Consider the following 26,029-nt stretch of genomic DNA (forward strand, 5'->3'; position numbering starts at 1 on the left):
AAATTACATTAATGTTTTAAGTAAATACCCGCTGGTTATGGCCACACCGTATGGTAACGTTTTCGAAAAAATTCCTTTTGAAAAACGATGTAAACCATAAACAACGAGGATCAATGGTAAGCCTGATAGTGCGACCAAAAATATAAAATCAGGAATTTCCCTAAGTGGAAACATCATACCTAGCACCGAGAGTAATTTAACATCACCAGCCCCCACACAATTACAGACTATGCAAAAAAAACCTACTGCAAAAATAGTTACTGAGGATAATAGATAGGGTAGTTTCCCCATTATAAAAAAATAAAGAATATTAACTAATAGAATAATTACTACGCACTTGTTTTCTATTATTCTATACCGTATATCGGTATAGCATACTCTAATCAGTAATAAAGTAATTAAAAATAACATAATCTGCGACATTTTAGATAAAGGAGTGTTAACTCCTTTATCGACTACTAATAATATAACTTTATAAGTTATACGTTATTACTTGACTGTATCTTTGATATTTTCAGTTAACGTGTTGAATTTATCAGTAATTGCGGTGATGAACGATTTATCTCCACTGCCAAACACGGCTAACAGCAGTCCACTGATGGCTACGGCGATTACCGCATATTCAATTGCGGTTACGCCGTCTTCTTTACTCAGCTTCTGCTTGAACTTATTCAGACCATCACTGATGAAGTTGTGGCTATAGACTACACCATACATCATAATATTTTTCATTAGCTTTCCTTATCCAATTAGGCGTTGATATTGAGATCTATCCTTAATATTATATAAATCACCGTAAATTTATTAGGATTTACAAAACAGATGCTACTTTATTAATCCATTTAATCAAGATACAGTTTGGTTTTAAAAAATTGTCAGCAAAACTAAAAGATATTATCATTTATAGTTAATATCGTAATAATTTCATCTAATAATTTTAGTAAAAATGCCGATATTAAAGGCGTGAAAAGAGTTTTCACTTAGTTATCGAGAATTTTTCATTTCTTTATGTAATTAATAATGATTTAATCTATTGCAATTTTATCATGGAGATAACATGACAAGGGCTAAAGGAATAGTTAAGGAAGAAATCATTAATAAAATTATTTCAATGATTATACAAGGAACACTTAATGAAGGAGACTTTCTCCCCTCAATTCGTAGTATGAGTTCTCGTTATAATATCTCTCGTGGCACAGTATTAGTCGTTTATAAACATCTAGAATCAATGGGGTATATTCAAGGATTTGAAAGGAGTGGCTATCGCGTCGTAAAGAACGGGTTTTACGCTTCCCAGCATTGCTCATCAAAATCTGATCAATCTCCATTCGATAACCCCGTTTCTAAAGAAGAATTCTCACAGCAGCAACTGTCGAAATTGATGCAAAAGCGCCCTTGTAAGTTCCCTCCTCATTTTATTAAACGCTGGGTCAGTAATTACGATAATTTTTCTCGTTATTCTTCCTCCCTCTCGCCCGGGTACTTACAACGATTTCTCAAATTATCGCGAGGATTAGTCGTCGAAGACACTCCATTGTTGCTTTGTTCTGGTCATCAAGAGGCCATGACGTTGATTGCCCTTTTTTTACAACAATGTGGCAGAAAAAAAGTCATTATCGTCGGCGATCCTTGTTCGCCAAGAGTTAGCGCTCTTTTTACACAGTTACAATTCGAGGTAATTGTCGTGCCTACTGATCATCAGGGATTATGCGTTGAAGCGCTTCCTGCTATCACTGATGCGACGTTGCTTTGCATGCCCACCTTGCACTACCCCACCGCTACGCGTATGAGTGATGAACGGAAGAGCCGGCTTCTTGACTGGGCAGCTCAAAACAGAACACTACTTATTGAGGATGACAGCTACGCCATGCTAGGGTTTGGAAAGAACATCTCTCTACCGCTTTATTCTCAACCCACTTCAGTTGAAATTATCTATCTGACCGAACTCTATGAGGTTTTAGGCACTACCTATAACGTAGCTATTCTCGCTTTACCACAAGAGTACATTAACCGCTTCACTGAGCTAAATCAGGCGGTAAGCAGTGTCTACCCGCCAGCCAGTTTTCATATCGTCGAGTCATTCCTTGCCTCTTCATACTTAATGAAGTATCTGACTTCTTTGATCGAGGAACGCTATACTAAATCGCAACTTGCCAAACACATCTGTACCGATCAATTACCTACGCTGAACGTGAATTATCACGAAGAGAGTGGGTTTTGCTACTTCTCAGCGATAGAAAAAACGCTCCCTGCAGAGCTCATCAATACAGTATTTTTTCCGGTCAAGTTAAGCTCTGGCTCAAACCTTGATACCACTTGCTTCCTTTTCCCTTTCAGCCTTTTTACCCTGGCTGAGTTGGAAAAAGTGAGCGTTCAATTACCTTCTTTATTACCACACTATGAACCGGCTCTTGCTAAGATAGAGTAAAAAAAAAGCCCTCATCATGAGGGCTTTATCGGGCGATTAAAACGATTATGCTTGGCCTTTCACTTCTTTAAGGCCATTAAACGCTGCTTTTCCACCCAACGCTTCTTCAATACGAATCAGTTGGTTGTACTTAGCTACTCGGTCGGAACGGCTCATAGAGCCGGTTTTGATTTGTCCCGCTGCGGTACCGACTGCTAGGTCTGCAATGGTTGCGTCTTCCGTTTCACCTGAACGGTGAGAGATGACGGCAGTGTATCCAGCATCTTTCGCCATTTTGATTGCCGCTAACGTTTCGGTCAGCGAACCAATTTGGTTAAATTTGATTAGGATTGAGTTAGCAATACCTTTATCGATCCCTTCTTTAAGGATTTTGGTATTGGTTACGAATAAGTCATCACCGACTAACTGGATTTTGTCGCCCAGTACTTTCGTTTGGTAAGCGAAGCCGTCCCAGTCAGACTCATCCAAGCCGTCTTCGATTGAAACGATTGGGTACTGCTTGGTCAGCTCTTCCAAGTAATGGGTGAACTCTTGAGAGGTAAAGGTTTTGCCTTCGCCTTTTAGCTCATAGTTACCCGTCTCTTTGTTATAAAACTCAGAGGCAGCACAGTCCATCGCTAGGGTAACGTCTTTACCTAGCTCATAGCCTGCTGCTTTTACCGCTTCAGCGATCGCCGCTAAGGCATCAGCGTTAGAGCCAAGATTTGGCGCATAGCCCCCTTCGTCACCCACTGCGGTGTTCATGCCTTTAGCTTTTAGTACTTTAGCTAAGTGATGGAAAATCTCTGAGCCCATACGTACTGCTTCTTTCAAGCTTGATGCGCCAACCGGTTGCACCATGAATTCTTGAATGTCGACGTTGTTGTCAGCGTGCTCACCACCATTGATGATGTTCATCATCGGTAATGGCATAGAGAATTTGCCTGGAGTACCGTTAAGCTCAGCAATGTGCTCGTAAAGAGGTTGACCTTTTGACGCGGCAGCCGCTTTTGCCGCAGCAAGGGAGACCGCTAGGATGGCATTGGCACCGAATTTTGATTTGTTTTCAGTACCATCTAACTCGATCATGGTGTTATCGATGTTAGCTTGGTCTTTGGCATCTTTACCTGTCAACGCGTCCGCAATAGGACCATTGACCGCTGCAACCGCTTTAGTCACACCTTTGCCCAGAAAACGTGATTTATCACCGTCACGTAATTCCAGTGCTTCACGGGAACCTGTAGACGCGCCTGATGGCGCAGCCGCTAACCCTACGAAACCGCCTTCTAAATGCACTTCTGCTTCAACAGTCGGATTGCCACGCGAATCAATAATTTCACGACCGATGATTTTTACGATTTTGGACATGCGTTGTTCCTCAGTACTAGTTAAGCTAACGTTCTTAAATCTAAGACACACAGCCAGTGAAAGGTTCACTGGCTGCACCAAAAAGCTTACTTATCCATCCGCTTTTGAAAATCTACCGCGGCACCCACAAATCCTGAAAATAGTGGGTGTCCATCGCGTGGCGTTGAGGTAAATTCTGGGTGGAATTGACACGCAACAAACCAAGGATGGTTAGGGTTTTCAATAATTTCGACCAATTGATCGTCGCCGGAGCGACCCGCGATACGTAAGCCCGCTTGTTCGATTGGTTTCAATAAGAAATTGTTAACTTCGTAACGATGGCGATGACGCTCAACGATAGTGCTTGAACCGTAGAGTTTACGAACGATACTGTCGTCGCTTAACTGACAAGGTTGGCTACCCAAACGCATGGTGCCGCCCAGATCGCTTTTCTCGTCACGAACTTCTAAGTTACCTTCTTCATCGCGCCATTCAGTAATCAGTGCCACAACAGGCGACTGGCAATTTGCATCAAACTCTGTGGAGTTTGCGTCTTGCATACCGGCTACGTTGCGTGCAAATTCAATCAGCGCAATTTGCATCCCTAAACAGATGCCCAAATAAGGAATTTTATTTTCGCGAGCGTATTGAGCGGTCATGATTTTACCTTCAATACCGCGCGAACCGAAGCCACCAGGGATCAAGATCGCATCCAGATCTTTCAGCACCTCTGTCCCCCGTGTTTCAACATCTTGCGAATCAATGAGTTTGATGCTGACTGTTACACGGTTTTTAAGGCCTGCATGTTTTAAAGCTTCAATAACCGATTTGTAAGCGTCGGGAAGTTCTATGTACTTGCCTACCATCCCGATAGTGACTTCACCACCTGGATTCGCTTCTTCGTAAATGACTTGTTCCCATTCGGAGAGATCGGCGATCGGTGGGGTAAGGTTAAAGCGCTTACAGATGTAGTCGTCCAAACCTTGAGATTTCAACATCCCTGGGATTTTATAGATTGAATCAACATCTTTAAGTGAGATAACTGCTTTTTCTGGTACGTTACAGAATAACGCAATTTTTGCTCGCTCATTGGCTGGCACTGCACGATCTGAACGACAGATCAGCATATCCGGCTGAATACCGATAGAGAGTAGCTCTTTGACTGAGTGTTGCGTTGGCTTGGTTTTAACTTCGCCAGCCGCTGCCATGTAAGGCACCAGGGTCAAGTGCATGTAAAGCGTATGCTCACGTCCTACGTCCACCGCCATTTGACGAATAGCTTCTAAGAAAGGCAGCGATTCGATATCCCCAACCGTACCACCAATTTCTACCAATACGACATCGTGGCCTTCGCCGCCTTCGATAATACGTTCTTTAATGGCATTAGTAATATGAGGAATAACTTGGATGGTTGCACCCAAATAATCACCACGACGCTCTTTTCTCAGTACTTCAGAGTAAATGCGTCCAGTCGTAAAGTTGTTACGACGGCTCATGCGGGTACGAATAAAACGCTCATAGTGACCCAAGTCGAGATCCGTTTCGGCACCATCGTCCGTGACAAATACTTCACCATGTTGAGTAGGGCTCATCGTCCCAGGATCGACGTTGATATAGGGGTCAAGCTTCATAATAGTCACTTTAAGACCACGAGCTTCGAGAATGGCTGCCAGAGAGGCTGCAGCAATGCCTTTACCCAGAGAGGAAACGACCCCGCCGGTCACAAAAATATAGTTAGTTGTCATGCAGAACCTGAAGGTTTAGGTTTAAAGACGGTGGATGCACCAGGACGGGAAAGCAGTATACCCGAAACTCTGTGGTGTCACAATTGCTCATTCACCCGCCTTCACTGTTCAACTTATAATGATGATACCTAATCTGCCACGCCTCTCTTTTGATTTCAATCAGCAATCATTCGTCTACTTATCCTTGACCATTTTTTCATCTTGCTTGACGTGTTGCCATGCTAGCTCCATCTGTTCTAGACTCGCGTGGTCAAGGGTAAGGCCTTGTTCGATGATGTTGAGTTCGACTTGACGAAACCGCCGTTCAAATTTTACGTTAGCCTTGTGCAGCGCTGTCTCCGCCCGCGCGCCTAAATGGCGGGTAAGATTAACCGTTGCAAAAAGTAAATCGCCCAATTCTTCTTCGAGGCGTTCTGGATTACGGTCAACCATTGTCGCCTCTTCCATCACCTCATCAAGCTCTTCTTTGACCTTATCCACTACTGGGCCAAGCGTATCCCAATCAAAGCCTACTGTCTGGCAGCGTTGTTGGATTTTATCTGCGCGAAGTAATGCAGGCATGGCGTGAGGAATATCATCGAGCAGTGAGTATTGGCTTTTTGCTTTCCGCTCTTGCTGTTTTATCTGCTCCCAACCCTGAGTCGAGTTAGCGTCACTAAAGACATCGGGGTGGCGGCGGATCAGTTTTTGGGTGATCGCTTGGCAAATGTCCTGAAAGTTGAAACGGCCTTGCTCTGACGCCATCTGCGCATAGAAAACAATTTGATAAAGTAGATCCCCTAGCTCTTGTTGCAGATCGCTAAAGTCTTGACGGGCAATCGCATCTAAGACCTCATAACACTCTTCTAACGTGTAGGGGGCGATAGTGTCAAACGTCTGCTGCTTGTCCCACTCACAACCTTGCTCAGGATCACGCAAGCGCTGCATCACTGACAGTAACTGCGACAATGATGAATCACTCATAACAAAACCCCTTAATAAGAAAAAAACCACTCCTGAGAGTGGTTTGCAAAAAATTTAATGAAGCCGCTTGGCATCGATGACATCAGGAATTTGGTTCAACCGAGAAATCACTCGTCCTAATACCTGCTGATTATAGATTTCGATTTCCATATCGATGGTGGCGAGTTGTTTACGCGTATCGCTATGGCTTGAAACGCCTAGCACGTTGACCTTTTCATTGGCTAGAATCGTCGTAATATCTCGCAGCAACCCACTGCGGTCATTGGCCACGACTCGCACCACCAAGGTGTAGCCACTGGAGTAGTTCTCCCCCCAGACCGCATCGACAATCCTCTCTGGGGCATGGTTAATCAATTCCGCTAGCTGCTCACAGTCCGCGCGGTGAATTGAGATCCCGCGGCCTTGGGTAATGAACCCGGTTATATCATCACCCGGTATCGGCTGGCAGCACCGGGCAATATGATGCATCAGGTTACCTACACCTTCCACCACAATACGGCCACTATCTTTACGGGCTGACTGATTACTGGCCGATTTCTGCGTAAGCTGCTCTAAGGCTTTCTGGTCCTCTTCTTCTGCACTCGGTTTATAAACCTTCGCTTGCAGGAAGTTAACCATTTGGTTTTGGCGAATATCGCCCCCACCAATCGCCGCTAAGATCTCTTCCATAAAGGTCATGTTATAGCGAGGCAGCAAATATTTCTCCGCATCCTTCCAGCTGATATCCAGTTGATTTAACTCATTATCAAGGATTTGCTTGCCGGCGAGGATATTTTTATCGCGATCTTGTTTTTTAAACCAAGCATGCACTTTTGCCCGTCCGCGGCTGGTCGTGATGTAACCTAGATGCGGATTTAGCCAATCTCGGCTCGGGTTGGGTTGCTTTTGCGTGATCACTTCAACTTGGTCACCCATTTGCAGGTGGTAAGTGAAGGGAACAATTCGTCCACTGATTTTCGCGCCGATACAGCGATGACCGATATCACTATGAATATGGTAAGCAAAATCGAGTGGCGTTGACCCCGCAGGCAGATCAATAACATCACCCTTAGGGGTATAAACATAGACTCTATCGTCGAACACTTGGCTACGGACTTCCTCCAGCATTTCGCCACTGTCCGCCATCTCTTCTTGCCAAGCAATCAGCTTACGTAGCCAAGCAATACGGCCCTCATGGCCCGCCGCCCCTCTTCCTACTGGCGTTGTACTGCCTTCTTTATATTTCCAGTGCGCAGCCACCCCTAATTCAGCGTCTTCATGCATCTGTTTAGTTCGAATCTGCACTTCAACCGTTTGGCCTTTCGGCCCTAACACCACCGTGTGGATAGATTGATAACCATTAGGTTTAGGGTTCGCCACATAATCATCAAATTCATTCGGTAAATGACGGAAGAGTGTATGCACGATACCGAGGGCACCATAACAATCTTGTAGGCGCTCAGCGACTATCCGTACGGCCCTGACATCGAATAACTCATCGAAAGCCAGTGACTTTTTCTGCATTTTCCGCCAGATACTATAGATATGCTTAGGTCGACCATAGACTTCAGCACGCACCCCCTCCTTGCTCATCATATCGCGGATCTGTGTCACGAAATTATCAATGTACATCTCGCGGTCGATTCGACGCTCATGGAGCAAGCTGGCAATTCGCTTGTACTCTTCAGGGTGTAGATAGCGGAAGCAGTAGTCTTCAAGTTCCCATTTAAGTTGACCAATTCCTAAGCGGTTAGCGAGAGGCGCATAGATATTAGAGCTCTCTTTAGCGGCGAGAACTCTTTCGTCTTCTGGGGCATCTTTCATTTCGCGCAAGTAGGCGATACGCTCGGCTAACTTGATGACCACGCAACGGAAGTCTTCGACCATCGCCAGCAACATGCGGCGGATGTTATCCACCTGCTCTGAGGCCATTGAGTCATTTTGAATGGCTTTGAGTTGGCGAATGGCATCCATGTCCAGTACGCCATTCACCAGAAAAAGGATACTATTACCGTAAGCGTCTTTAATCTGCTCAGCATCAAGCACGCCAGCATTGGCCAGCGGGAAAATCAGCGCGGCGCACAACGTGTCACAATCCATGCTCAGCGTCGTCAAGATTTCTACCATCTCTATACCGCGACTCAGCAGAATTGCCTGCGCAGGATGATCGAGGGTTTTTTCCTGACAGTAACTCCAACAGGTCGTTAATGTTTTACCTGTCGGCTCAGAGATATTATGTAGACTCTCAATCCATTGCTCGGCCGCAAACTCTCCGGACGGATTAAGGTGTGCGCTTCTTACTGCAACCATGATCTCTCCCGCATAACTATAGACTTAATGCTTAACGACGCTCAAACAACACCATCGACTCAAGATGTTCAGTGTGTGGAAACATATCTAGCATCGTCACTTTTACCACCCGGTATCCAAACTGACCGGCGATCTGGCTATCCCGTGCCAAGGTAGCGGGATTACAAGAGGTGTAGACAATACACTCCGGTTGTAACGCACACACATATGGCATGACCTCTGCCGCGCCAGCGCGAGCGGGATCTAATAAGACTTTCGTGAAGCCTTGTTTTGCCCAAGGTTGCTGCAAGACATCTTGTTCTAAATTGTGTTGGTAAAAGGCAGCATTGGTAATGTTATTTCGTTGGGCATTGTACTCCGCCTTAGCAACTAATTCTGCTAAACCCTCAACACCTGTGACTGAACTCGCGAATCTTGCTAAAGGGAGCGTAAAGTTTCCTACTCCGCAAAAAAGGTCAAGAATACGATCGGTCGGTTTGATATCTAACCATTTTATAGCGTTATCAATCATTTGTTGATTAATTTTCGCATTAACTTGGATAAATCCCTGAGGATTGAAATATAAATTTATCTGATTAATACCATACCACGGCATTTCACCCCTCAGCAGAGTTTGTTGCTGTCCATCCGCTAAAAAAAGTGAAACAGAATGATTATGCGAAAACTGTTCCAAGTTTTTAATATCTTTCGACGATAGGGGACGTAAATGTCTGAGTACTACCGTAACCGTGCTGTTGTCCGCAGCCACCAGCTCAACATGACCGAGATGGGAAACCGTCTCAAGTTGAGACAAACAGCGATGTAACGGAAGGAGTAAAGTATTCAGCCGTTGCACTAAAATAGGACAGTCTTGGACTGAAACAATCTCATTACTTTTTTTACGTCGAAATCCCATAATGAGTTGGCCGGTGTTATCAACGCGCAAACTGAGCCGCGTTCGACGACGATAATGCCAACTCTCTGCACTGATCACGTCATCGATTTTCTCAACACCCACCGGTTTAAGTAACCGCACTAACGCAGCGGCTTTCGAGCTTTGCTGTAAAGATTCACTAATATGCTGCTGTTGGCAGCCGCCACATTTCGAGTAAATGGGGCAGCGAGGTTCCCGTCGTTCGGGGCTAACGTGAGATAAGGTGACCAATTTGGCGCGCATGTAGTGGCGCTTATCCTCAATAACCTCAACCTTACCGATTTCCCCCGGAAGCAAGCCTTCAACGAAACACGCTTTACCTTGGTGATGGCCAACGCCTTGCCCAAATTGATCTAGCCCATCAACCGAGAGCTGGAAGGTTTTACGGACGGGTGTTGTTTTTTTTGCTTTATAAAATTGCACCATAGCGATGGCATCCCACAGGTAAAAATAGCGTTGTACGTGCTGAGTTAATCCAGTGAATGAATCAACCCGTCCACCCAAACTGCTGCAACATCTGTTGCCACGTCTCATCCATTCCAGCTTCTAAGGTGATGAGCTGCTGGGTGAAAGGATGGATAAAAGAAAGCATCGAGGCATGTAGCATAAGCCTCTGACAGCCGAAGTGTTCAGCGGCACCCCGGTTCTGTTTCAGATCACCGTGCGCGGTATCACCGATAATGGGATGCCGTAGATGAGACATATGCCGACGAAGCTGATGCTTACGCCCAGTTTGGGGGATTAATTCCACCCAGCTATAACGACAGCAATCATAGCGTCCTACCGGATAAGGCATCTCCACTTGGGCTAATGTTTTGTATTCCGTTACCGCCGACTGTGTAACCGGTTCACCCGTGGCAAACTTATCGGCAATTTTGTCATGCTCTTCTCGTAAGGGATAATCGATCACCCCTTCACCCTCGATCCAACCTCGAACGAGTGCATGATAAATTTTACGCATTTTGTGCTGCTCAAAAAGCTGAGACAACTCACGTCCAGCCTCGCTAGACAGGCCAAACACCAGCACACCAGAGGTTGGTCGATCTAGCCGATGCACGGTAAAGACATGCTGACCAATCTGATCCCGCAAGGTTTGCATAACAAATTGTGTTTCGTGACGAGCCAACCAACTGCGGTGTACCAACATATTGGCCGGCTTATTGACGGCAACGATCCATTCGTCTTGATAAATAATCTCAAGCACAGAAAACCCTAAAACTCAGCAGGATACTCATTTCAGCTGCCCCGAGTGGAGGCTTTCTTCCAAGTTACTCTCTAATGACATCGTATCCGTCATTTCAGTCTTTGAGGCGATATTCTTGGTGTAGGGGAAGAAATAAGCTAAAACGCTTACCCGATAGGTGATTAATAGTGATAGATCATATCATGATCAGAGTGATAAACGAAAAAAAGGGAGTACCGAAAAACGGTACTCCCTAATTTGGTGCGGTATCCTACCGCTGTCTGCATCCTGCTAATTCATAGGATTCGACAATCCAGAAGGATGTGTCTTCCTGACTACATAATCCTATGAACTCAGCTACATTTCCTTTGTAGCCTATCCTTCTGCAGAAGATTCCCTAATGTTAGAAATAGCTCATCATCCTAATCAACTATTCCCACGCTTTACTGAACGTAAAGCGGTTCCATCCGTGGGCCCATCCTTAGAACTTATTTACATCCTTCTGACCCGTCTATTTTCTCAAAGTTATGGCGATATACAACCAGATTATTTCACTACGTTTCTTAATAATCTTTAATTATTGATTGTTAAAAACTTAACCAATTGATTCGAAATATGTTTCATAAATTAATTTTTTGATTAATTGTGTTTTTTTGTGACGCAGGTCAAACTTATAAGAGCAATCTTATTTACTTATCTAGCGATAAAAATCACATCCTAGGACGTAACACTTGAAGAAAATCGCACAAAGAAGGTGCCAGCACCTTATCCTGTTTCTTACCCAGAGTTTCAAGAATAACGTGCCCATTGAGATTATTGACAGCAATAATCGTCGAGTCGTCGTCAGTCGTCGCAATAAACAACGTTGGGCTATGCTTTAAGCGCCGCTTCATTACCAGATGCCCGACTAGATTTTGTTGCAGTAGCGTGAAATCCTCACGGTTCCACACCTGTAACAATGTTAGCGGCATTCCCTCGAACGATGCTGGCATTTCTGCTGCAAATTGTGTCGTATAAAAAGCCACGACTGAGGGTTGAACGACTAAATCGACGCCTTTCGACACAGAATCCAAATTTTTCGGTAAGGTAAAAGGCTGAGGTTGCCAAGTGATACCGTTTTCATTGGTCGCTAATAAACAAGGGGAATCGATGCCTATAAGCTGATCGTTTAGCGGAGCACTTTGGCGCTCCTGCTCCCAACGCTGGCAGTAACGCTGGGTGAAATCGCTAAGGTGTTGTGAGGTCTCATCTAACATTCTATTTATTACTCTGAATCAGTTACAATTCTTCCATCATCCATTTACTTGGGCACAGATGCAATGGCCGACTACGAAAACCATCCTACCTTATCAGACCTAACGTTGGGGAAATCGACCGCTTATATTTCTGATTATCAACCTAGCCTATTACAAGCAGTGCCTAGGAGCTTGAATCGCGATAGCTTACAGCTTGATGAAGGCCAACTCCCCTTCCACGGAGAGGATTTCTGGACGCTTTACGAGCTCTCTTGGCTGAACGAGAACGGAATACCTCAAGTCGCCATTGGCGATGTCGCACTGCCTGCCTCTAGCCAGAATCTGATCGAATCCAAAAGTTTCAAGCTCTATCTAAACAGTTTTAACCAAACGCGTTTCAGCGATTGGCAAAGTGTCGAACAGACCTTGGTGCGTGACCTAAGCCAGTGCGCACAGGGCGAGGTCCGTGTCACCTTACGCCGCTTAAGTGATTTCGCCGCGCAACCTATTGATGATTTTGCTGGAGAAGTGATCGATGAGCAGGCAATCACCGTCGACGACTATCAATTTAATCGTGACTATTTGCGTGGATCGACCAGTGATGAGTCGGTTGAAGAGACTTTAGTTAGCCATTTATTAAAATCTAACTGTTTAATTACCCAGCAACCCGATTGGGGGTCCGTCATGATCCACTACCAGGGTAAAAAAATTAATCGTGAAGCCCTATTACGCTATCTCCTCTCCTTCCGCCAGCACAATGAGTTCCATGAACAATGTGTTGAACGGATCTACATGGATATTATGGCCCTTTGTGAGCCACAGGTCTTAACTGTCTATGCCCGCTACACGCGACGAGGCGGTCTGGATATTAATCCATGGCGAACTAATCAGCACTTTACTCCACATAACCGCCGCCTGGCGCGACAATAATAACGCTATACTAAAAAGGGGCTGATGCCCTTAAGCGTCACGCCGTAGCCTGGAAGTCACACACAGAAAGTGGCAGGTCGTTACCACCACTTTCTGGATAAATACTAAGGAGCTCACTTGATCACCCATGTTAGTCCGTTAGGAGCGATGGATCTTCTTTCGCAGCTTGAAGTCGACATGCTTAAAGAGTCGGCGAGCAGCGATCTCTACCAGCTGTTTCGGAATTGTTCATTGGCAGTTTTGAATACCGGCAGTCAAACCGACAGTAGTGACGCCATTCTTTCACTGTATAAGGATTATGAAATTAATGTGTTGCGCCGTGAGCGTGGCGTTAAACTCGAATTAATTAACCCGCCCCAGGCCGCCTTTGTCGATGGGCAAATTATCCGCTCGCTGCAAGCGAATCTCTTCGCCGTGTTACGCGATATTGTCTTCGTGACCGCACAACTGAATACCGATAAACGCGTCAAACAGCACGCACCCACCGATTCGGTGTATATCACTAATATGGTGTTCTCCCTGCTGCGTAATGCACGGGCATTGCATGTCGGTGAGTTACCCAATATGGTGGTGTGCTGGGGTGGGCACTCTATCAATCCAATTGAATACCAATATTGTCGCGAAGTGGGGAAACAATTAGGCCTTCGTGAGCTGAATGTCTGTACAGGCTGCGGTCCCGGGGCGATGGAAGCGCCGATGAAAGGCGCAGCGGTAGGCCATGCTCAGCAACGCTATCACGATAGCCGCTTTATCGGTATGACTGAGCCTTCGATTATTGCAGCAGAGCCGCCTAACCCAATGGTTAATGAACTGATTATTATGCCGGATATTGAGAAGCGGCTCGAAGCCTTTGTCCGCATCGCCCACGGTATCATTATTTTCCCGGGCGGCGTTGGCACCGCCGAAGAACTGCTTTACCTATTAGGCATCATGATGCACCCGGCTAACCAGCAACAAGTGCTGCCTTTGGTGCTGACTGGCCCGAAAGAGAGCGAAGACTACTTCACCATGCTTGATGAGTTTATCCGTCACACTCTTGGAGACGCGGCAACGCAACATTACCGTATTATTATTGGTGATGCAGCGGAAGTCGCACGCGTGATGAAAGAAGCGATGCCAGCGGTAAAACAATACCGCCGCGATACTGGCGATGCTTACAGTTTTAACTGGTCATTACATATCGATAGCGAGCTACAGCATCCGTTCTACCCTTCGCATGAAAATATGACGGGCCTCAAACTGTTCAAAGATCAACCGGTAGAGAAGCTCGCGGCCGATTTGCGCCGAATGTTTTCCGGTATCGTAGCCGGTAATGTCAAAGAGGTGGGTATTCGCGAAATTGCGGAACATGGCCCCTACTTAATTAACGGTGATCGCGATATTATGGCGAGGATGGATGAAATGCTACAGGGCTTCGTTGCGCAGCAACGGATGAAATTACCCGGTAGTGCTTATGTCCCTTGCTATAAAATTATCCGCTAACTCAAAAGGCTGCGCCGACCCTGCGCAGCCCTAGAGAGAACCACACTGATGACTTATCATTTACTCATTATTGATGCGTTGAATTTAATTCGCCGACTCCACGCCGTACAAGGTAGCCACTGCTTAACAGGTTGCCTTTCAGCGGCGAAACAACTCCTCCATCATAGCCAACCGACCCACGTTGTCGCCGTCTTCGATCATCCTCAGCGTAAAAGCGGTTGGCGACACCAACTCTACCCGGATTATAAAGCGGGACGTAATGCGATGCCGGAAGATCTCGTCCTACAACTCCCCGCGATCGAACAGGCGTTTACTGAGATAGGAATTACTAGCTGGACCTCACCAGAAGAAGAGGCGGATGATCTAGCGGCGACTTTAGCGGTGAAAATACGGCAAGCAGGCCATCAAGTGACGCTCGTCTCGACAGATAAAGGTTACTGTCAGCTACTTTCAGCCCATATTCAGATCCGTGATTACTTTCAAAAACGCTGGCTAGATGTCCCCTTTATCGCTCAAGAGTATGGCGTGCAGGCCGCACAGCTCACCGATTATTGGGGATTATGTGGAATTTCGAGCAGTAAAATCCCCGGCGTACCGGGGATTGGACCAAAAAGCGCTCAAATACTGATTAGTCAATATGGCTGTTTGGAACAGCTCTATCAACATCTGGATAAAATACCGGTTAAGTGGCAAACCAAGCTTATTCAGGGGCGAGATAGCGCCTTTATCAGCCGTCAATTAGCCGAACTACGGACCGATTTATCCCTCAGCGGTAACTTGCGTCAGTTACGCTATACACCTGCTTGATTTTAGCGCTCGTCTATCCGTCCAGCCCAAGCACTCCAGATACGACGAATATGGACGGTGATCTCCTCACGATCATGGTACAAATGACGGGCGCGAATTTGGACATTAAGCCCTTGCTCAGCCAGCGTACTTTCCATCATGGACAAAATTTGCGTGACCTCTTCGTAACGCTTTTTCATCGGTAACTTAAGGTTAAAAATCGCCTCTCGGCACCATCCATTACCGATCCAACGCATCATTAAATGCGCGACCTTGATCGGTTTTTCAACCATATCGCACACTAACCAGCTGATGTTGTTGCGTGGCGGTTGAAACCGAAAACCATCTTCTTGGAGATGCGTGACCTGTCCCGTGTCCATCAATGAAGGGGCCATTGGACCGTTATCGACCGCAAAGACCATCATCGAGCGCTGCACCAACTGATAAGTCCAACCACCTGGGCAGGCACCTAAATCCACGGCATACATGCCACTCGCTAAACGCTCATCCCACTCGTCTGCCGGCACGAATACATGGAAGGCTTCTTCCAATTTTAACGTTGAACGGCTGGGTGCATCCGAAGGGAATCGTAAACGCGGGATCCCCATGAATAGCGTAGAGTTGTTATTGGAGTAGGAATACCCCACGTAGCAAGTCCCCGGTGCAATAAAGAAAACATGCACAACTGGCCGCTTAGTGCTTTCGTAATTTAGCAGTAGGCTCTCTTGGCGGAGGGCGGCGCGAAGCGGCACGGTAAATTTACGACAGAATTTGAGTAACTCTTTGGCCTCGTTGGTATCCGGTACCTCTACCCGCAGCTCTCCTGCTTTTTCGACCACGCCGGTCAGCATACCCACAATAGGGGTTATTCTATCTTCTTGCGGTAAATTTTTAAGCAACTCTCCGACTACACACATCTGACGGGCGAAAATGAGGGTTTCAAATGGGAGTTCGCGGATTAAGCGATCGGCATCTTCATACTGATAACATTCGTATAAAACGTATCCCGAGTTATCTTTTACCCGAGCGAAACCGAAGACGTTAAGCTCAGTGGCTCTTGCGGTGATTTCCGCTGCACACTCTTTCTCAAAACCTTGTCGGCAATACAGTAATACTTTATTCATGGCGACTCGCCCTATTTCTCAGACGCAGTGCGCCAATTAACATCAACAACCACCCAATCAGGAAGAAAAGTCCTCCCATTGGCGTAACAAAGACTAGAAAGCGTAGGTGCGACAATGCCAAGCTGTATAGACTGCCACTAAACAGCACCACGCCTAAGGCCATACTGGCCGCACTCCAATAGAACCAAATATTGCGGCGGGTCTGCGTGGCGCATCCCAGACCAAGTATCGCCAAGGTATGCCACGCTTGATATTGTAATCCAGTATGGATCCATGCCAGCTGTTCACTGCCTAATAGATGGCTCAATACATGGGCGCCAAACGCACCGAATGCCACCAGCAGAAAGCCGCTAATGGCGACAAAAATATAGATCACTCGACTATTCATTATCCTCCCTTGTCATTCTCAATCGTGCAGGGCATCAAGCTATTATACTGTCTTGCTCGCGTGCAGCGGTGTCAATAATCCATTGTCGGAAGGCGGCTATTTTACCGAGTTCTGCTTGGCTGTCATGGTAAACCAGATAAAAAGCGTTTTTACTGGAGAGGACTTCGTTAAAGGGACACACTAAACGCCCCGAACTAAGCTCGCTTTGTACCATCACATTATTCGCTAGCGCGATGCCTTGGCCGTGAATAGCGGCCTGTAGCACCATCGCACTGTGGCTAAATATAGGGCCTTGCTGCACATTAATATGTGGTAAACCGACTTGCCTTACCCAACTTTGCCAGTCACGACGCGAGGCATCATGCAGTAACGTGACATGTTCTAAATCTGCGGGGGATTGTAACGGACGTTCGCCAGTAAGCAACACAGGAGAACACACGGGTAATAGATATTCTGCGTATAACTTCTCAACCCGTAAGCCCGGCCAGTTTCCTCTGCCATAAAAAATGGCAATGTCGACGTCATCCGCCAATTTATCTTCCTCGCGATCGACCGCTTGGATCCGCACATCTATCCCAGGATGTTGTTGATTAAAGCTCGTTAATCGGGGCACCAACCATTGGATCGCAAAACTGGGCAGTAGGCTGACCGTTAACGCGCCTTTCGCGCTACGCGCTTGCAATTTACGCGTCGCATCATTAAGGGCTGAGAAGATTTCTTTAATATCGAGATAATAACTTTGCCCCTCCTCCGTCAATAACAGCGAGCGATTACGCCGACGAAACAGTTTTAATCCAAGAAAATCCTCTAACGCTTTGATTTGATGACTCACTGCTGCTTGCGTGACAAATAACTCTTCGGCGGCACGCGTAAAGCTGAGGTGTCGTGCAGCAGCATCAAACACTTTGAGCGCATTAAGGGGAGGAAGACGTTTTGACATATCCTATAGGGACTCATTAGTCGATAGCGGGTAGCCATCACAACATTAGTTTTTATAATGTGAAGCATTATAAATTGTCCATTGAGTAACTTCCACTAAATACCTATAGTTGCGCCCACTTCCGAAGGTGATATTGCGGTAAGCGTAAGCGCTTATCGAAGGACGCTTTAGGTGGTGATGTTGTGTTTGCATTTGACTTGGAAGGTTCGAGTCCACTATTTCCTGTGATATACACCCTGTCTGTCCATAGTATATGGTTTATAACACCGCTTAGGCGGTGTTTTTTTTTGCCTAAAAACAGCACAAGGTGAGGATGACGGTCGGATCGACTCGCGCCCATACCAATCGTTTGCGTAGTTAACGGATAGATTTAATTCATGCTAAACGGGGTAATGCAGGGAGAAGACTGGTCGCGAAAGCCACCAGTCTTAAAGCGGGGTTATTGAACGACTTCAGTCAGGTCTTTAACTTCTGAACGGTTGATCTGTTGTTTGACACCTGCGCCATCTTTATAAAGAATGAGGCCGGTATCTTCATCTACAGAAGGTTTACCTTGAGTGACAATAGTCTGCCCATCATTAGTATGCATAACATAATTACTCGAACACCCTGCAAGAGTAAAAGCTAAGCCTGAAACAGCCAATACAGCTAAAAGATGCTTTTTCATTTATTATCTCCATATCGAATTTCTTCAGCCATTATAGATCTGATTTTTTCAGTTCTTATACTTACCATAGGCTATGTAAGAAAAATTGCCATGGTTTCGGATTAAAAAAAGGTTGTTACGCACAGTATGAGAAAATTCTCTCCTGATTGGTTTCGCCAGCAGTTTCCAGCACTTCACGAACCAAACTGTTACCTCGACAGTGCCGCCACGAGCCTGCGCCCACAGGCGATGATTGAGGCGACACAAGCCTATTATCAAACCGGCGGCACGGTTCATCGCAGCCATTATTCTCAGGCAAAAGAGACGACCGAACGCTACGAAGCCTGTCGTCAGCAAGTCGCAGCATTAATTAATGCCGCCGACGCCAATCAAATCATCTGGACTCGGGGCAGCACAGAGTCCATTAACTTAGTCGCTGATGCATGGTTAGCCCATCAGCTCCATCCCGGCGACGAAATCCTAGTCAGCGAAGTAGAGCATCATGCCAATTTATTACCCTGGTTAATGCTGGCAGAAAAAACTGGGGCCAACATCGTTCGTTGGCCGGTAAACGCAGAGGGTGAGCTGGAAATCGAGCAATTGGCGTTACGATTAACCTCACGCACTCGCCTCGTTGCCGTCACGCAAATGTCGAATGTGACCGGCTATGTGCCGCCGATGGCTGACATTATTGTGCTCGCCCATCAGGCTGGTGTTGCGGTATTGGTGGATGGTGCGCAAGGAATTGTCCATCAAGCGACTGATGTACAGCAGTGGGATGCTGATTTTTACGTTTTTTCCGGCCATAAATTGTACGGACCAACAGGTATCGGCGTACTTTACGCCCGCAAAGATCGTTTGGACGAGATGCGCCCCATTCAAGGGGGGGGAAAAATGATTAGCCACGTAGACTTCAACGGTTATCGTTTGCTCCCTGCCCCGTGGTGCTTCGAGCCGGGTACGCCGAATATCGCTGGGGTAATAGGCTTGGCAAGCACTCTCGATTTCCATCAGACCGTGGATTGGCAAGCCGCAGAAGCGTGGACCCTTAAGCTCGCCGACCATGCAGCCGCGCAATTGGCAACACTGCCGGGAATTACTCTATTTCGGGCGGCAGCTTCACCGATTATCTCCTTCGTTTTTAGATCACTGCACAGTGCCGACCTATTCACCTTGATTAGCGAACACAATGTGGCCTTACGAGTGGGCCAACACTGTGCGCAGCCTTTGATGCAGGCGTTGGGCGTTCATGGCACCTTACGTGCGTCTTTCGCGGCGTATAATACTGACGATGATGTCGAGAAATTGGTGAAAGCCGTCACCTTTGCCTATCAATTATTAACTGAAGAAGAGTAAGGCCGAATTTATGCAGCTTCCCGCTCACCCTTTTGGTACAGATATCACCGCGAAAGATATCGCAGAACGATTACAAAAAAGCCCTCATTGGGAAGACCGATACCGGGAGATAGTCCGCCTGAGTCGTCAAATGCCAACGTTACCGGAAGCGTTTCGTACGACAGAGAATGAGATCTTTGGCTGTGAGAACCGTGTGTGGATCGCTCATGAGCTCACAAAGCAGGGCCAATTCCACTTTGTGTTCGAAAGCGAAAGTCGTATTGTTAAAGGCTTATTAGCGATAATCCTCAGCCAATGTGAGGGCGATTCTCCTCAAGCACTGGTCGATAAAGATCTGTTAGCCGTGTTTAACGACTTAGGATTAGCCCACCATCTCTCCGCGACACGCAATAGCGGCTTAACGGCGGTCGCCCAAGCGATTAACAATGCGGCGAGTGCCGCCTTAGAGCGTGCTTAATGTTTGGTCATATTAAACTTGGTAAAAAATTAAGACTTGTGCTGAGTGCAAAATAAACAATGTTTAATAATTTTCAACACATCCAACCTTAATTCGCAGACAGTAACCTTTTTTAATTTTACAAGGGTGATATTTCAAGCGTGCACCATTAAATAGCCCTGACAGTACTGGTAAAGATAGCTTTTTGAGCTGCTAAAGCGGCTCAAACTAAAACTCTGAAGCTGACAACAAATGGGTAACACAATTTCTGCCCAGTTTTAGCTAGAGAAAGTGTCACTTTTGGACGGTTGAAGGGGTTTTACGGCTGAGTGGCGTGTCGGCGGTGCGCAACAGCACTCTTATGTTAAATACAGAGAATTTTAGCAAAATGATGTAAAAAGCTCCCCGTGATTTTTATATACCGGCCACGGAGGCATATAGACCACTATTATTTAAATTTTATAGGGCCAAGTAATGAAACTAAAAAGTATCTGTCTGATTCTCTTTATCCCCTTCGGGTCAAGTGCTTCAACCTTGGAAACTACGGCAGAAAACCTAACATCATGCATTTTCCATTATGCGGATGTGAATATTAATACTTCAAAGGATTCAAAAGAAACCTCGGACGAGGCCTTTGGACACTGTTCAGATAAACTTATTCAGTACCGCGAATCCATTGGTCCAGATGAACAGCAATGGAAAGGCTTGAGTATTGAACAAAAAAAAATGATAACTAAACAAAGAGATATAACTGTCACAAAGCTTAAAGAGGCCATGCGTGATCAGCTAGCTAGCTACACATCAGAAAAACGTAATTCAAAATAAACAAAGGATTTACCATAACGTCTCTCATGCAGCTACACTTAACGAACAGTTTTGGTGACTTCGCTCCCTATAAGCAAGTTACCTCGAAGTAAAGAGTTGGTAGCTCTGAACTTCGGCAACCAAACCACCGTTGGTAGCGGTAGTTTTTTGTTTGCAGCCAGAGATTACGATGGGAGGCAAAAAATCTCAAGTAAATCATTGACGATTATCTAAAGACTTTGTGTCATCGCTTCGGTAAACATCTACAAAAACTTCATTTGGATCAGTAAAGTTACTGACAGAAATAACATCATTATTACTATAACTTCTCCAACACTCAGCCTCAACATCACAAGTTTTTTTGAAGAAAATACCCCTCCGATATTAAATATTCATATAAACCATTAACATCCGAAACACCATGGTAATTAATAGAAAAAACATACGCTTGAGGACCGCTTACATTAGTGTAAGTGAATTCATAACTATTAGATATTCTAGGCATTTTTTCAGCACTTCTGGTGTGTAATACTCATATTCAATTTTATCTTTATCTGTATAATGAGCACTACTAGCAAATCCAATTTTTAGATACGGCCCTCCAAGATATAGTGTCACGCACAAAGTAAATAGTGTTATTGCAAGCAAGTTTATGAATTTCCTCACAGACCCATCCTGTTATTCCCTGAACCAATAACAACATACGTTTTATCCATTCCTCTTGAAAGGAGGACATTTCCAGAGGAAAAATTTTGTATGGAAAAACCTGTTTCATGAACGTTGGTAACTCACCTAAGTACGGTCTAGCATTCGCTTTTTTTCTCAGGGCTTGGAAATAACAAAGGTTGGAACGTCTCATTCTTCCAACTCCCTATTTTACCGTAGTGATCCCAGCGTTTAAGTGCCTCAATTTTGCTAATAGGCCGGATTAAATGAAAAGGATTATTAATCGATACAACCCTGTAAAAACCCAGCAAGTCTGAGACAAGATCCTCACCACTAAAGCCGCTGTCCGTTACCATATTATTGGGGAACGCCCCTTGAAACGCCTCAAACTTTCTAGCTATTGTCATCGCCAACGCGATACTTTTTTGTTCCCAATCCGGTCTTCCCCGCCTTATCTGCCAACTCATCATTTTTCCTGACCTGAACTGTCCCCATAAACCAGTCATCCCCTGCGAATACCGAATATCATAAAACTCCCTGCCAGATGCCTTCCCCTTTTTTATCATAGAGAGAAGGTTTCTGATATCATCACCCTGAGCATGCCCCAGATCAACCCACCCAAGAACCTCGGTGTAAACTAACCCTTTTTTTTGAGAAGCCGCATATTTTCCATCAATGATTTCTGATCTTTTACTCATGCTAATTGCCCTTTACGTTTTTTCATTATTCGTGATTGAAAACCAAAATTTAATAAAATTCCTAAATAAAGAAAAAAAAGATGTAAGTTTATTAAAACCTAAAACAAAGTTGATATCATAAATAAAAACACTTATTATTAAAATGCAATTGAAATATTTATATTTAATTATATTTTCACTTTTTTAAAAAATTAAAGGACAGTAATGAAAAAATCATTGGCGTTAATATTTTTTTTGTTTTCTACATTTGTTAATGCAGCAGGGAGACCTGATGTTGCCAGTAATGTAGTAGCATATGATGGTCAACAAGGAGTAAAGGTTTGGACTCTAAGGATTGGACCAAAGAGTGAGAATGAGGCTCTAGTTCAAGTAGAAGGTGTCGATAACGATTGGAACCTTAAGATCCAAAAAATGAAAGTGGAAAAAACTGACCAAGACACTAGATATACCACAACAGTGAATGGCAAAAAATTTGTGGCTATGATAATAAACAGTAGATGTTGCGGTGAGTTATATCTCCCTAATGACCCTCAAAATATAGACATTGTCTATTCCGAAGAACTATCAAAAGAGGGTGATGCTCAAGCATTTCTTACCAACTATATAAATCAGAAGAAATAAAGAATAAACCTCTCTCCTACCAGTTATAAAAATAATAACTAACTATGTTTTTATAAGTGTGGGAGGGGGGATTCAACCATTTTTTAAATATCCATATAATCCTAAAGTTTAGGATAAAATGTTATTAGTATGATTCCCATTATGACTAATTTTAGTTACTACCCGATAATCAATACGTCGTTTCTGTTCTCACTTTTAACGGTATCAAGGCTAGTACCCAGCGCTTCCGCCAATTTAGCCAGTGAAATATTGAGCGACGCCCGAATAGCCTTGACATCAGCATCATCATATCGGGTTACACGTGACGGTAATTTTTTATCATTTGTATCGCTACGGCTTCTTCGAGAGAGGCTTTCAATGCGTTAACTATACTCATGCTACCTCTCACCTTTGAGTTGTTGAACCCGCTTTTTCAGTACGGTTTTTTCTGCCGCACTTAGACTATCCTTAGTTCTTCTAGGATAAGCCATCACCAGATAGATAGTCTCACTTGTCGCAAAAAAGTATATGACTCTAGCCCTGCCGCTTTTCCCTTGATTACCGGTAGCCATTGTGAATTAATTCAGTCCATAAGTTCCCTGAATTAAGTCTCCTTTATCTGGTGACTCAATCAATTGACACTGTAGCGTCTTCAGCTAATCGTCCGTAGCAATCAATCGGATTTACCGATTAAAGAGTGATACCTCTAGAAATTCCTTATCGAAGGACAAAATACTGCTCGGACACCTCATTAAAATTGGTGTCCGGGAAAAAATTTCTTCAGAGAACTCATACTGACTGATAAAAAGTATCAAACTCTATTCGTTTTTATCATACTAAAATCTTACCGCACACTACACTACTTGGCGCAGCTTGCGGGCGATAAACTTTTTCAACGCATGAGATACCGCCACAAAGCCGAAAGATGCAGTGACCATAGTCACTGCCCCAAAGCCTGAGGCACAATCCATGCGCTTAGGCCCTTCGGCGGTGGCACGGGCCTGACACACCGATCCATCGGCTTGCGGATAGCGTAAAGCTTCAGTCGAGAAAACGCAGTCGATACCTAACTTCCCTTTGCTATTTTTCACGATGGAAAAATCGCTCTTCAAACGTTCACGTAATTTCGCCGCCAACGGGTCTTGAATCGTTTTCGCCAGATCCACCACCGCGATCTGCGTAGGATCGATCTGTCCACCCGCTCCCCCTACCGTTACCACTGGGATTTTATGTCGACGGCAAAATGCCAGTAAGGCGGCTTTGGGGCGGATCGCATCGATCGCATCAATCACATAATCGAAGGAGTGGTTAAGATATTCCACAACATTTTCCGGACTGATAAAATCGTCAATGCAGGTCACCTGACATTCCGGATTAATCTCGCGTAGCCGTGCCGCCATCACCTCAATCTTCTGCTCACCCACTGTTTCTTTTAAGGCATGCAGTTGACGATTAGTATTGGTCACACAGACATCGTCCATATCTATCAGCGTGATATGACCAATCCCCGTTCGGGCAAGGGCCTCGGCAGCCCAAGACCCGACGCCGCCAATCCCAATCACACAGAAACGTGCGTCAGGAAAAAATTGTGCAGCGTGTTGACCGTATAGCCGTGTAATACCGGAAAACCGCTGCTGCCATGCTTCTGTCATCGTTGTTCAACTCTTAAGATAAAACGCTATACCGCTTATTGGCTAAAAACCGGGTTAGCCGAAAAGACCCCCGCGCCAGGCGCAGACTTCAGGATCCACACCCTTCCGTAGTGGTTATAGAATCCCGCTAAATGTGCGGCTTCTTGGCCGATACCTTGATAGATATCGAAGTGTTGACCTTTAATCGCGCCGCCCACATCCAATGCAACCATCAAGCGCATTTGATATTTACCGTTAAATTTGCCTTTTTCATTAAGCTGCGGCACTTCCGCCAACAGTACAGAACCCGGTGGGATCAACGATCGGTCAGCCGCTACCGAAGCTTTCGCCACCAACGGTACCGCACTGGCTCCACGAACGGGCGTGAAAGGCTCAGGTTTAAAGAAAACAAACGAGTCGTTGGTCTCTAACAGCTGACGAACTTCAGCATATGAATGGCTATCCGCCCAATCGCGGATCGCCTGCATCGACATATCTTCGCGTTTCACTTCACCGCGATCGATTAACTCTTTGCCAATGCTGTGGTAAGCCCAGCCATTTTTACCGCCATAGCCGAAGAAGGTGAGTGGACGACCGTCACCATAGTCGACATAGCCGCTTCCTTGTACATCCATCATAAAGTTATCGATTAAGGAATTACTCCATGCAATCACATAACGAGCATCGATCGCCCCACTATAGATATCTGCGCGACTAGGGAGTTTATAGCGACCGTGTTTCGGCGGCATACGATAAATCGGATATTGGAATTCACCTTGACGGGTGTAGCGCGCGTGAATGACGGGGGTGTAGTAGCCCGTGAACTGAACGTTACCATAATCATCCGCCCCTTCCATCTGCCAGGCTTCAATACCGTAATTACGTAATTGGCGGGTATCGCCCCCTGCGTTTAACCAACTTTGAATGGCGTTAAAGGTACTTTGCTGGCGCTGATACATGCGCGAAGAGGCGCCTTGTACCTGCTGAACTTGAGTAACGAAGTCACCGCCGTTAACGGGTGCACCGATAGCATTAGGTTGATTACGGAGGGCAAATTGTGAAGTGATTTTACCATCTTTATATTGTTGGCCTCGATCCGTGGGTCTCGATGAGCACCCCGCGAGTAACATCGCGACCAGTGAGCCAGTGACAGCTAGTTTCAGTAGTGGGAATTTCATGAGTCTCTCTTATCGCTCAATGTCTGTTGGCGAAGATAACAGAGCCCCTAAAAGATTAAAACTGTAAAGCGCGTTCCCCGCAAAAAATGCTTAAAAAAAGGACTACCCGGGTGATTTTGCAGCGAAAACTGACTTTTTTCGAGATATTCGAAATTTAGGGTTGCAAAGATCGGTGTAATCCGTATAGTGCGCTTCCACGGACGCGGGGTGGAGCAGCCTGGTAGCTCGTCGGGCTCATAACCCGAAGGTCGTCGGTTCAAATCCGGCCCCCGCAACCAATAC

Annotated in this window: 23 protein-coding genes, 1 tRNA gene and 3 pseudogenes; 9 read left to right on the forward strand and 18 right to left on the reverse strand. The window is 45.5% G+C overall.

The annotated features are described in order from the left end of the window. Positions 1–3 precede the first annotated feature (3 nt). Together BMX14_RS17160 and BMX14_RS09220 are read right to left on the reverse strand one after the other, a co-directional pair. Complete coding sequence (locus BMX14_RS17160) at positions 4–423, reverse strand: A24 family peptidase (RefSeq protein ID WP_092675909.1); 420 nt, start codon at positions 421–423, stop codon at positions 4–6. A gap of 66 nt (positions 424–489) precedes the next feature. Then, a complete protein-coding gene (locus tag BMX14_RS09220) occupies positions 490–732 on the reverse strand; it encodes a Flp family type IVb pilin (RefSeq protein WP_092675912.1) in 243 nt (80 codons plus the stop codon). Positions 733–1,057: 325 nt separating this feature from the next. Here BMX14_RS09220 and BMX14_RS09225 point away from each other — a divergent pair, with 325 nt between their 5' ends. Continuing rightward, entirely contained in the window at positions 1,058–2,428 is a 1,371-nt protein-coding gene (locus BMX14_RS09225; RefSeq protein ID WP_092675915.1) for an aminotransferase class I/II-fold pyridoxal phosphate-dependent enzyme, read from the forward strand. Between the two features lie 45 nt (positions 2,429–2,473). Here BMX14_RS09225 and eno read toward each other — a convergent pair whose 3' ends face one another. From eno to syd, 7 genes are all read right to left on the reverse strand, one after another. Next, positions 2,474–3,775: a phosphopyruvate hydratase gene (eno, locus tag BMX14_RS09230; protein ID WP_092675919.1), complete on the reverse strand. Its 1,302-nt coding sequence runs from the start codon at positions 3,773–3,775 to the stop codon at positions 2,474–2,476. An 86-nt stretch (positions 3,776–3,861) separates the two neighbouring features. Next, positions 3,862–5,499: a glutamine hydrolyzing CTP synthase gene (pyrG, locus tag BMX14_RS09235; RefSeq protein ID WP_092675922.1), complete on the reverse strand. Its 1,638-nt coding sequence runs from the start codon at positions 5,497–5,499 to the stop codon at positions 3,862–3,864. A gap of 174 nt (positions 5,500–5,673) precedes the next feature. Continuing rightward, the gene (mazG, locus tag BMX14_RS09240; protein WP_092675925.1) at positions 5,674–6,462 is read right to left on the reverse strand and encodes a nucleoside triphosphate pyrophosphohydrolase; all 789 of its coding nucleotides are present in this window, start codon (positions 6,460–6,462) and stop codon (positions 5,674–5,676) included. A gap of 54 nt (positions 6,463–6,516) precedes the next feature. Next, complete coding sequence (gene relA / locus BMX14_RS09245; RefSeq protein WP_092675928.1) at positions 6,517–8,751, reverse strand: GTP diphosphokinase; 2,235 nt, start codon at positions 8,749–8,751, stop codon at positions 6,517–6,519. 31 nt (positions 8,752–8,782) lie between these two features. Continuing rightward, a complete protein-coding gene (gene rlmD, locus BMX14_RS09250; RefSeq protein ID WP_092675931.1) occupies positions 8,783–10,090 on the reverse strand; it encodes a 23S rRNA (uracil(1939)-C(5))-methyltransferase RlmD in 1,308 nt (435 codons plus the stop codon). A gap of 61 nt (positions 10,091–10,151) precedes the next feature. Then, positions 10,152–10,868, reverse strand: coding sequence for a tRNA pseudouridine(65) synthase TruC (gene truC, locus BMX14_RS09255; protein WP_092675934.1), 717 nt, complete (start codon positions 10,866–10,868; stop codon positions 10,152–10,154). A gap of 689 nt (positions 10,869–11,557) precedes the next feature. Continuing rightward, positions 11,558–12,103, reverse strand: a complete 546-nt coding sequence (gene syd / locus BMX14_RS09260; protein WP_092675937.1) for a SecY-interacting protein — start codon at positions 12,101–12,103, stop codon at positions 11,558–11,560. Between the two features lie 63 nt (positions 12,104–12,166). Between syd and queF the strand changes: the two genes are divergently transcribed. From queF to xni, 3 genes are all read left to right on the forward strand, one after another. Then, positions 12,167–13,012 carry an NADPH-dependent 7-cyano-7-deazaguanine reductase QueF gene (queF, locus tag BMX14_RS09265; RefSeq protein ID WP_092675940.1) on the forward strand — a complete coding sequence of 282 codons (846 nt, stop codon included), beginning with the start codon at positions 12,167–12,169 and terminating at the stop codon, positions 13,010–13,012. A 117-nt stretch (positions 13,013–13,129) separates the two neighbouring features. Then, positions 13,130–14,494 carry a nucleotide 5'-monophosphate nucleosidase PpnN gene (gene ppnN / locus BMX14_RS09270; RefSeq protein ID WP_092675943.1) on the forward strand — a complete coding sequence of 455 codons (1,365 nt, stop codon included), beginning with the start codon at positions 13,130–13,132 and terminating at the stop codon, positions 14,492–14,494. A gap of 48 nt (positions 14,495–14,542) precedes the next feature. Beyond that, complete coding sequence (gene xni / locus BMX14_RS09275) at positions 14,543–15,301, forward strand: flap endonuclease Xni (protein ID WP_092675946.1); 759 nt, start codon at positions 14,543–14,545, stop codon at positions 15,299–15,301. Between the two features lie 2 nt (positions 15,302–15,303). On the opposite strand, the gene rlmM is transcribed toward xni, so the two are convergent. The 4 genes from rlmM to BMX14_RS09295 form a co-directional block, all read right to left on the reverse strand. After that, positions 15,304–16,404 (reverse strand): 23S rRNA (cytidine(2498)-2'-O)-methyltransferase RlmM, encoded by a 1,101-nt coding sequence (rlmM, locus tag BMX14_RS09280; RefSeq protein WP_092675948.1) that lies wholly within the window; start codon positions 16,402–16,404, stop codon positions 15,304–15,306. Further along, complete coding sequence (locus tag BMX14_RS09285; RefSeq protein ID WP_092675951.1) at positions 16,397–16,792, reverse strand: DUF423 domain-containing protein; 396 nt, start codon at positions 16,790–16,792, stop codon at positions 16,397–16,399. The genes rlmM and BMX14_RS09285 overlap by 8 nt, the downstream gene beginning before the upstream one ends. A 34-nt stretch (positions 16,793–16,826) precedes the next feature. Next, positions 16,827–17,732 carry a transcriptional regulator GcvA gene (locus BMX14_RS09290; RefSeq protein ID WP_092675954.1) on the reverse strand — a complete coding sequence of 302 codons (906 nt, stop codon included), beginning with the start codon at positions 17,730–17,732 and terminating at the stop codon, positions 16,827–16,829. 439 nt (positions 17,733–18,171) lie between these two features. Beyond that, a complete protein-coding gene (locus BMX14_RS09295) occupies positions 18,172–18,399 on the reverse strand; it encodes a YgdI/YgdR family lipoprotein (RefSeq protein ID WP_092675957.1) in 228 nt (75 codons plus the stop codon). A gap of 126 nt (positions 18,400–18,525) precedes the next feature. Here BMX14_RS09295 and csdA point away from each other — a divergent pair, with 126 nt between their 5' ends. The 3 genes from csdA to BMX14_RS09310 all read left to right on the forward strand — a co-directional run bounded on the left by csdA (position 18,526) and on the right by BMX14_RS09310 (position 20,995). Next, positions 18,526–19,734 (forward strand): cysteine desulfurase CsdA, encoded by a 1,209-nt coding sequence (gene csdA, locus BMX14_RS09300; protein ID WP_092675960.1) that lies wholly within the window; start codon positions 18,526–18,528, stop codon positions 19,732–19,734. A gap of 10 nt (positions 19,735–19,744) precedes the next feature. Then, on the forward strand, positions 19,745–20,191 hold the full coding sequence (gene csdE, locus BMX14_RS09305) for a cysteine desulfurase sulfur acceptor subunit CsdE (RefSeq protein WP_092675963.1): 447 nt from the start codon (positions 19,745–19,747) through the stop codon (positions 20,189–20,191). Positions 20,192–20,644: 453 nt separating this feature from the next. Then, entirely contained in the window at positions 20,645–20,995 is a 351-nt protein-coding gene (locus tag BMX14_RS09310) for a hypothetical protein (RefSeq protein WP_092675966.1), read from the forward strand. Between the two features lie 641 nt (positions 20,996–21,636). Here BMX14_RS09310 and BMX14_RS09320 read toward each other — a convergent pair. Continuing rightward, a pseudogene (locus tag BMX14_RS09320) lies at positions 21,637–22,338 on the reverse strand (hypothetical protein). Positions 22,339–22,542: 204 nt separating this feature from the next. On the opposite strand from BMX14_RS09320, the gene BMX14_RS09325 reads away from it, so the two are divergent. After that, the gene (locus BMX14_RS09325; RefSeq protein ID WP_092675969.1) at positions 22,543–22,959 is read left to right on the forward strand and encodes a hypothetical protein; all 417 of its coding nucleotides are present in this window, start codon (positions 22,543–22,545) and stop codon (positions 22,957–22,959) included. 191 nt (positions 22,960–23,150) lie between these two features. Here the strand turns inward: BMX14_RS09325 and nadS are convergent. From nadS to mltA, 4 genes and pseudogenes are all read right to left on the reverse strand, one after another. Continuing rightward, positions 23,151–23,335, reverse strand: a pseudogene (nadS, locus tag BMX14_RS16905) (NadS family protein); the annotation flags it as partial. Position 23,336: 1 nt separating this feature from the next. Then, positions 23,337–23,621: pseudogene (locus tag BMX14_RS16910) on the reverse strand (type II toxin-antitoxin system RelE/ParE family toxin). Between the two features lie 171 nt (positions 23,622–23,792). Then, a complete protein-coding gene (tcdA, locus tag BMX14_RS09335; protein WP_092675972.1) occupies positions 23,793–24,590 on the reverse strand; it encodes a tRNA cyclic N6-threonylcarbamoyladenosine(37) synthase TcdA in 798 nt (265 codons plus the stop codon). A 35-nt stretch (positions 24,591–24,625) separates the two neighbouring features. Continuing rightward, the gene (gene mltA / locus BMX14_RS09340) at positions 24,626–25,747 is read right to left on the reverse strand and encodes a murein transglycosylase A (RefSeq protein WP_092675975.1); all 1,122 of its coding nucleotides are present in this window, start codon (positions 25,745–25,747) and stop codon (positions 24,626–24,628) included. A 201-nt stretch (positions 25,748–25,948) separates the two neighbouring features. Between mltA and BMX14_RS09345 the strand changes: the two genes are divergently transcribed. Continuing rightward, positions 25,949–26,025, forward strand: a tRNA-Met gene (locus BMX14_RS09345). Positions 26,026–26,029: the final 4 nt, after the last annotated feature.

The organism is Rosenbergiella nectarea (assembly GCF_900111105.1).
GTDB classification, from domain to species: domain Bacteria; phylum Pseudomonadota; class Gammaproteobacteria; order Enterobacterales; family Enterobacteriaceae; genus Rosenbergiella; species Rosenbergiella nectarea.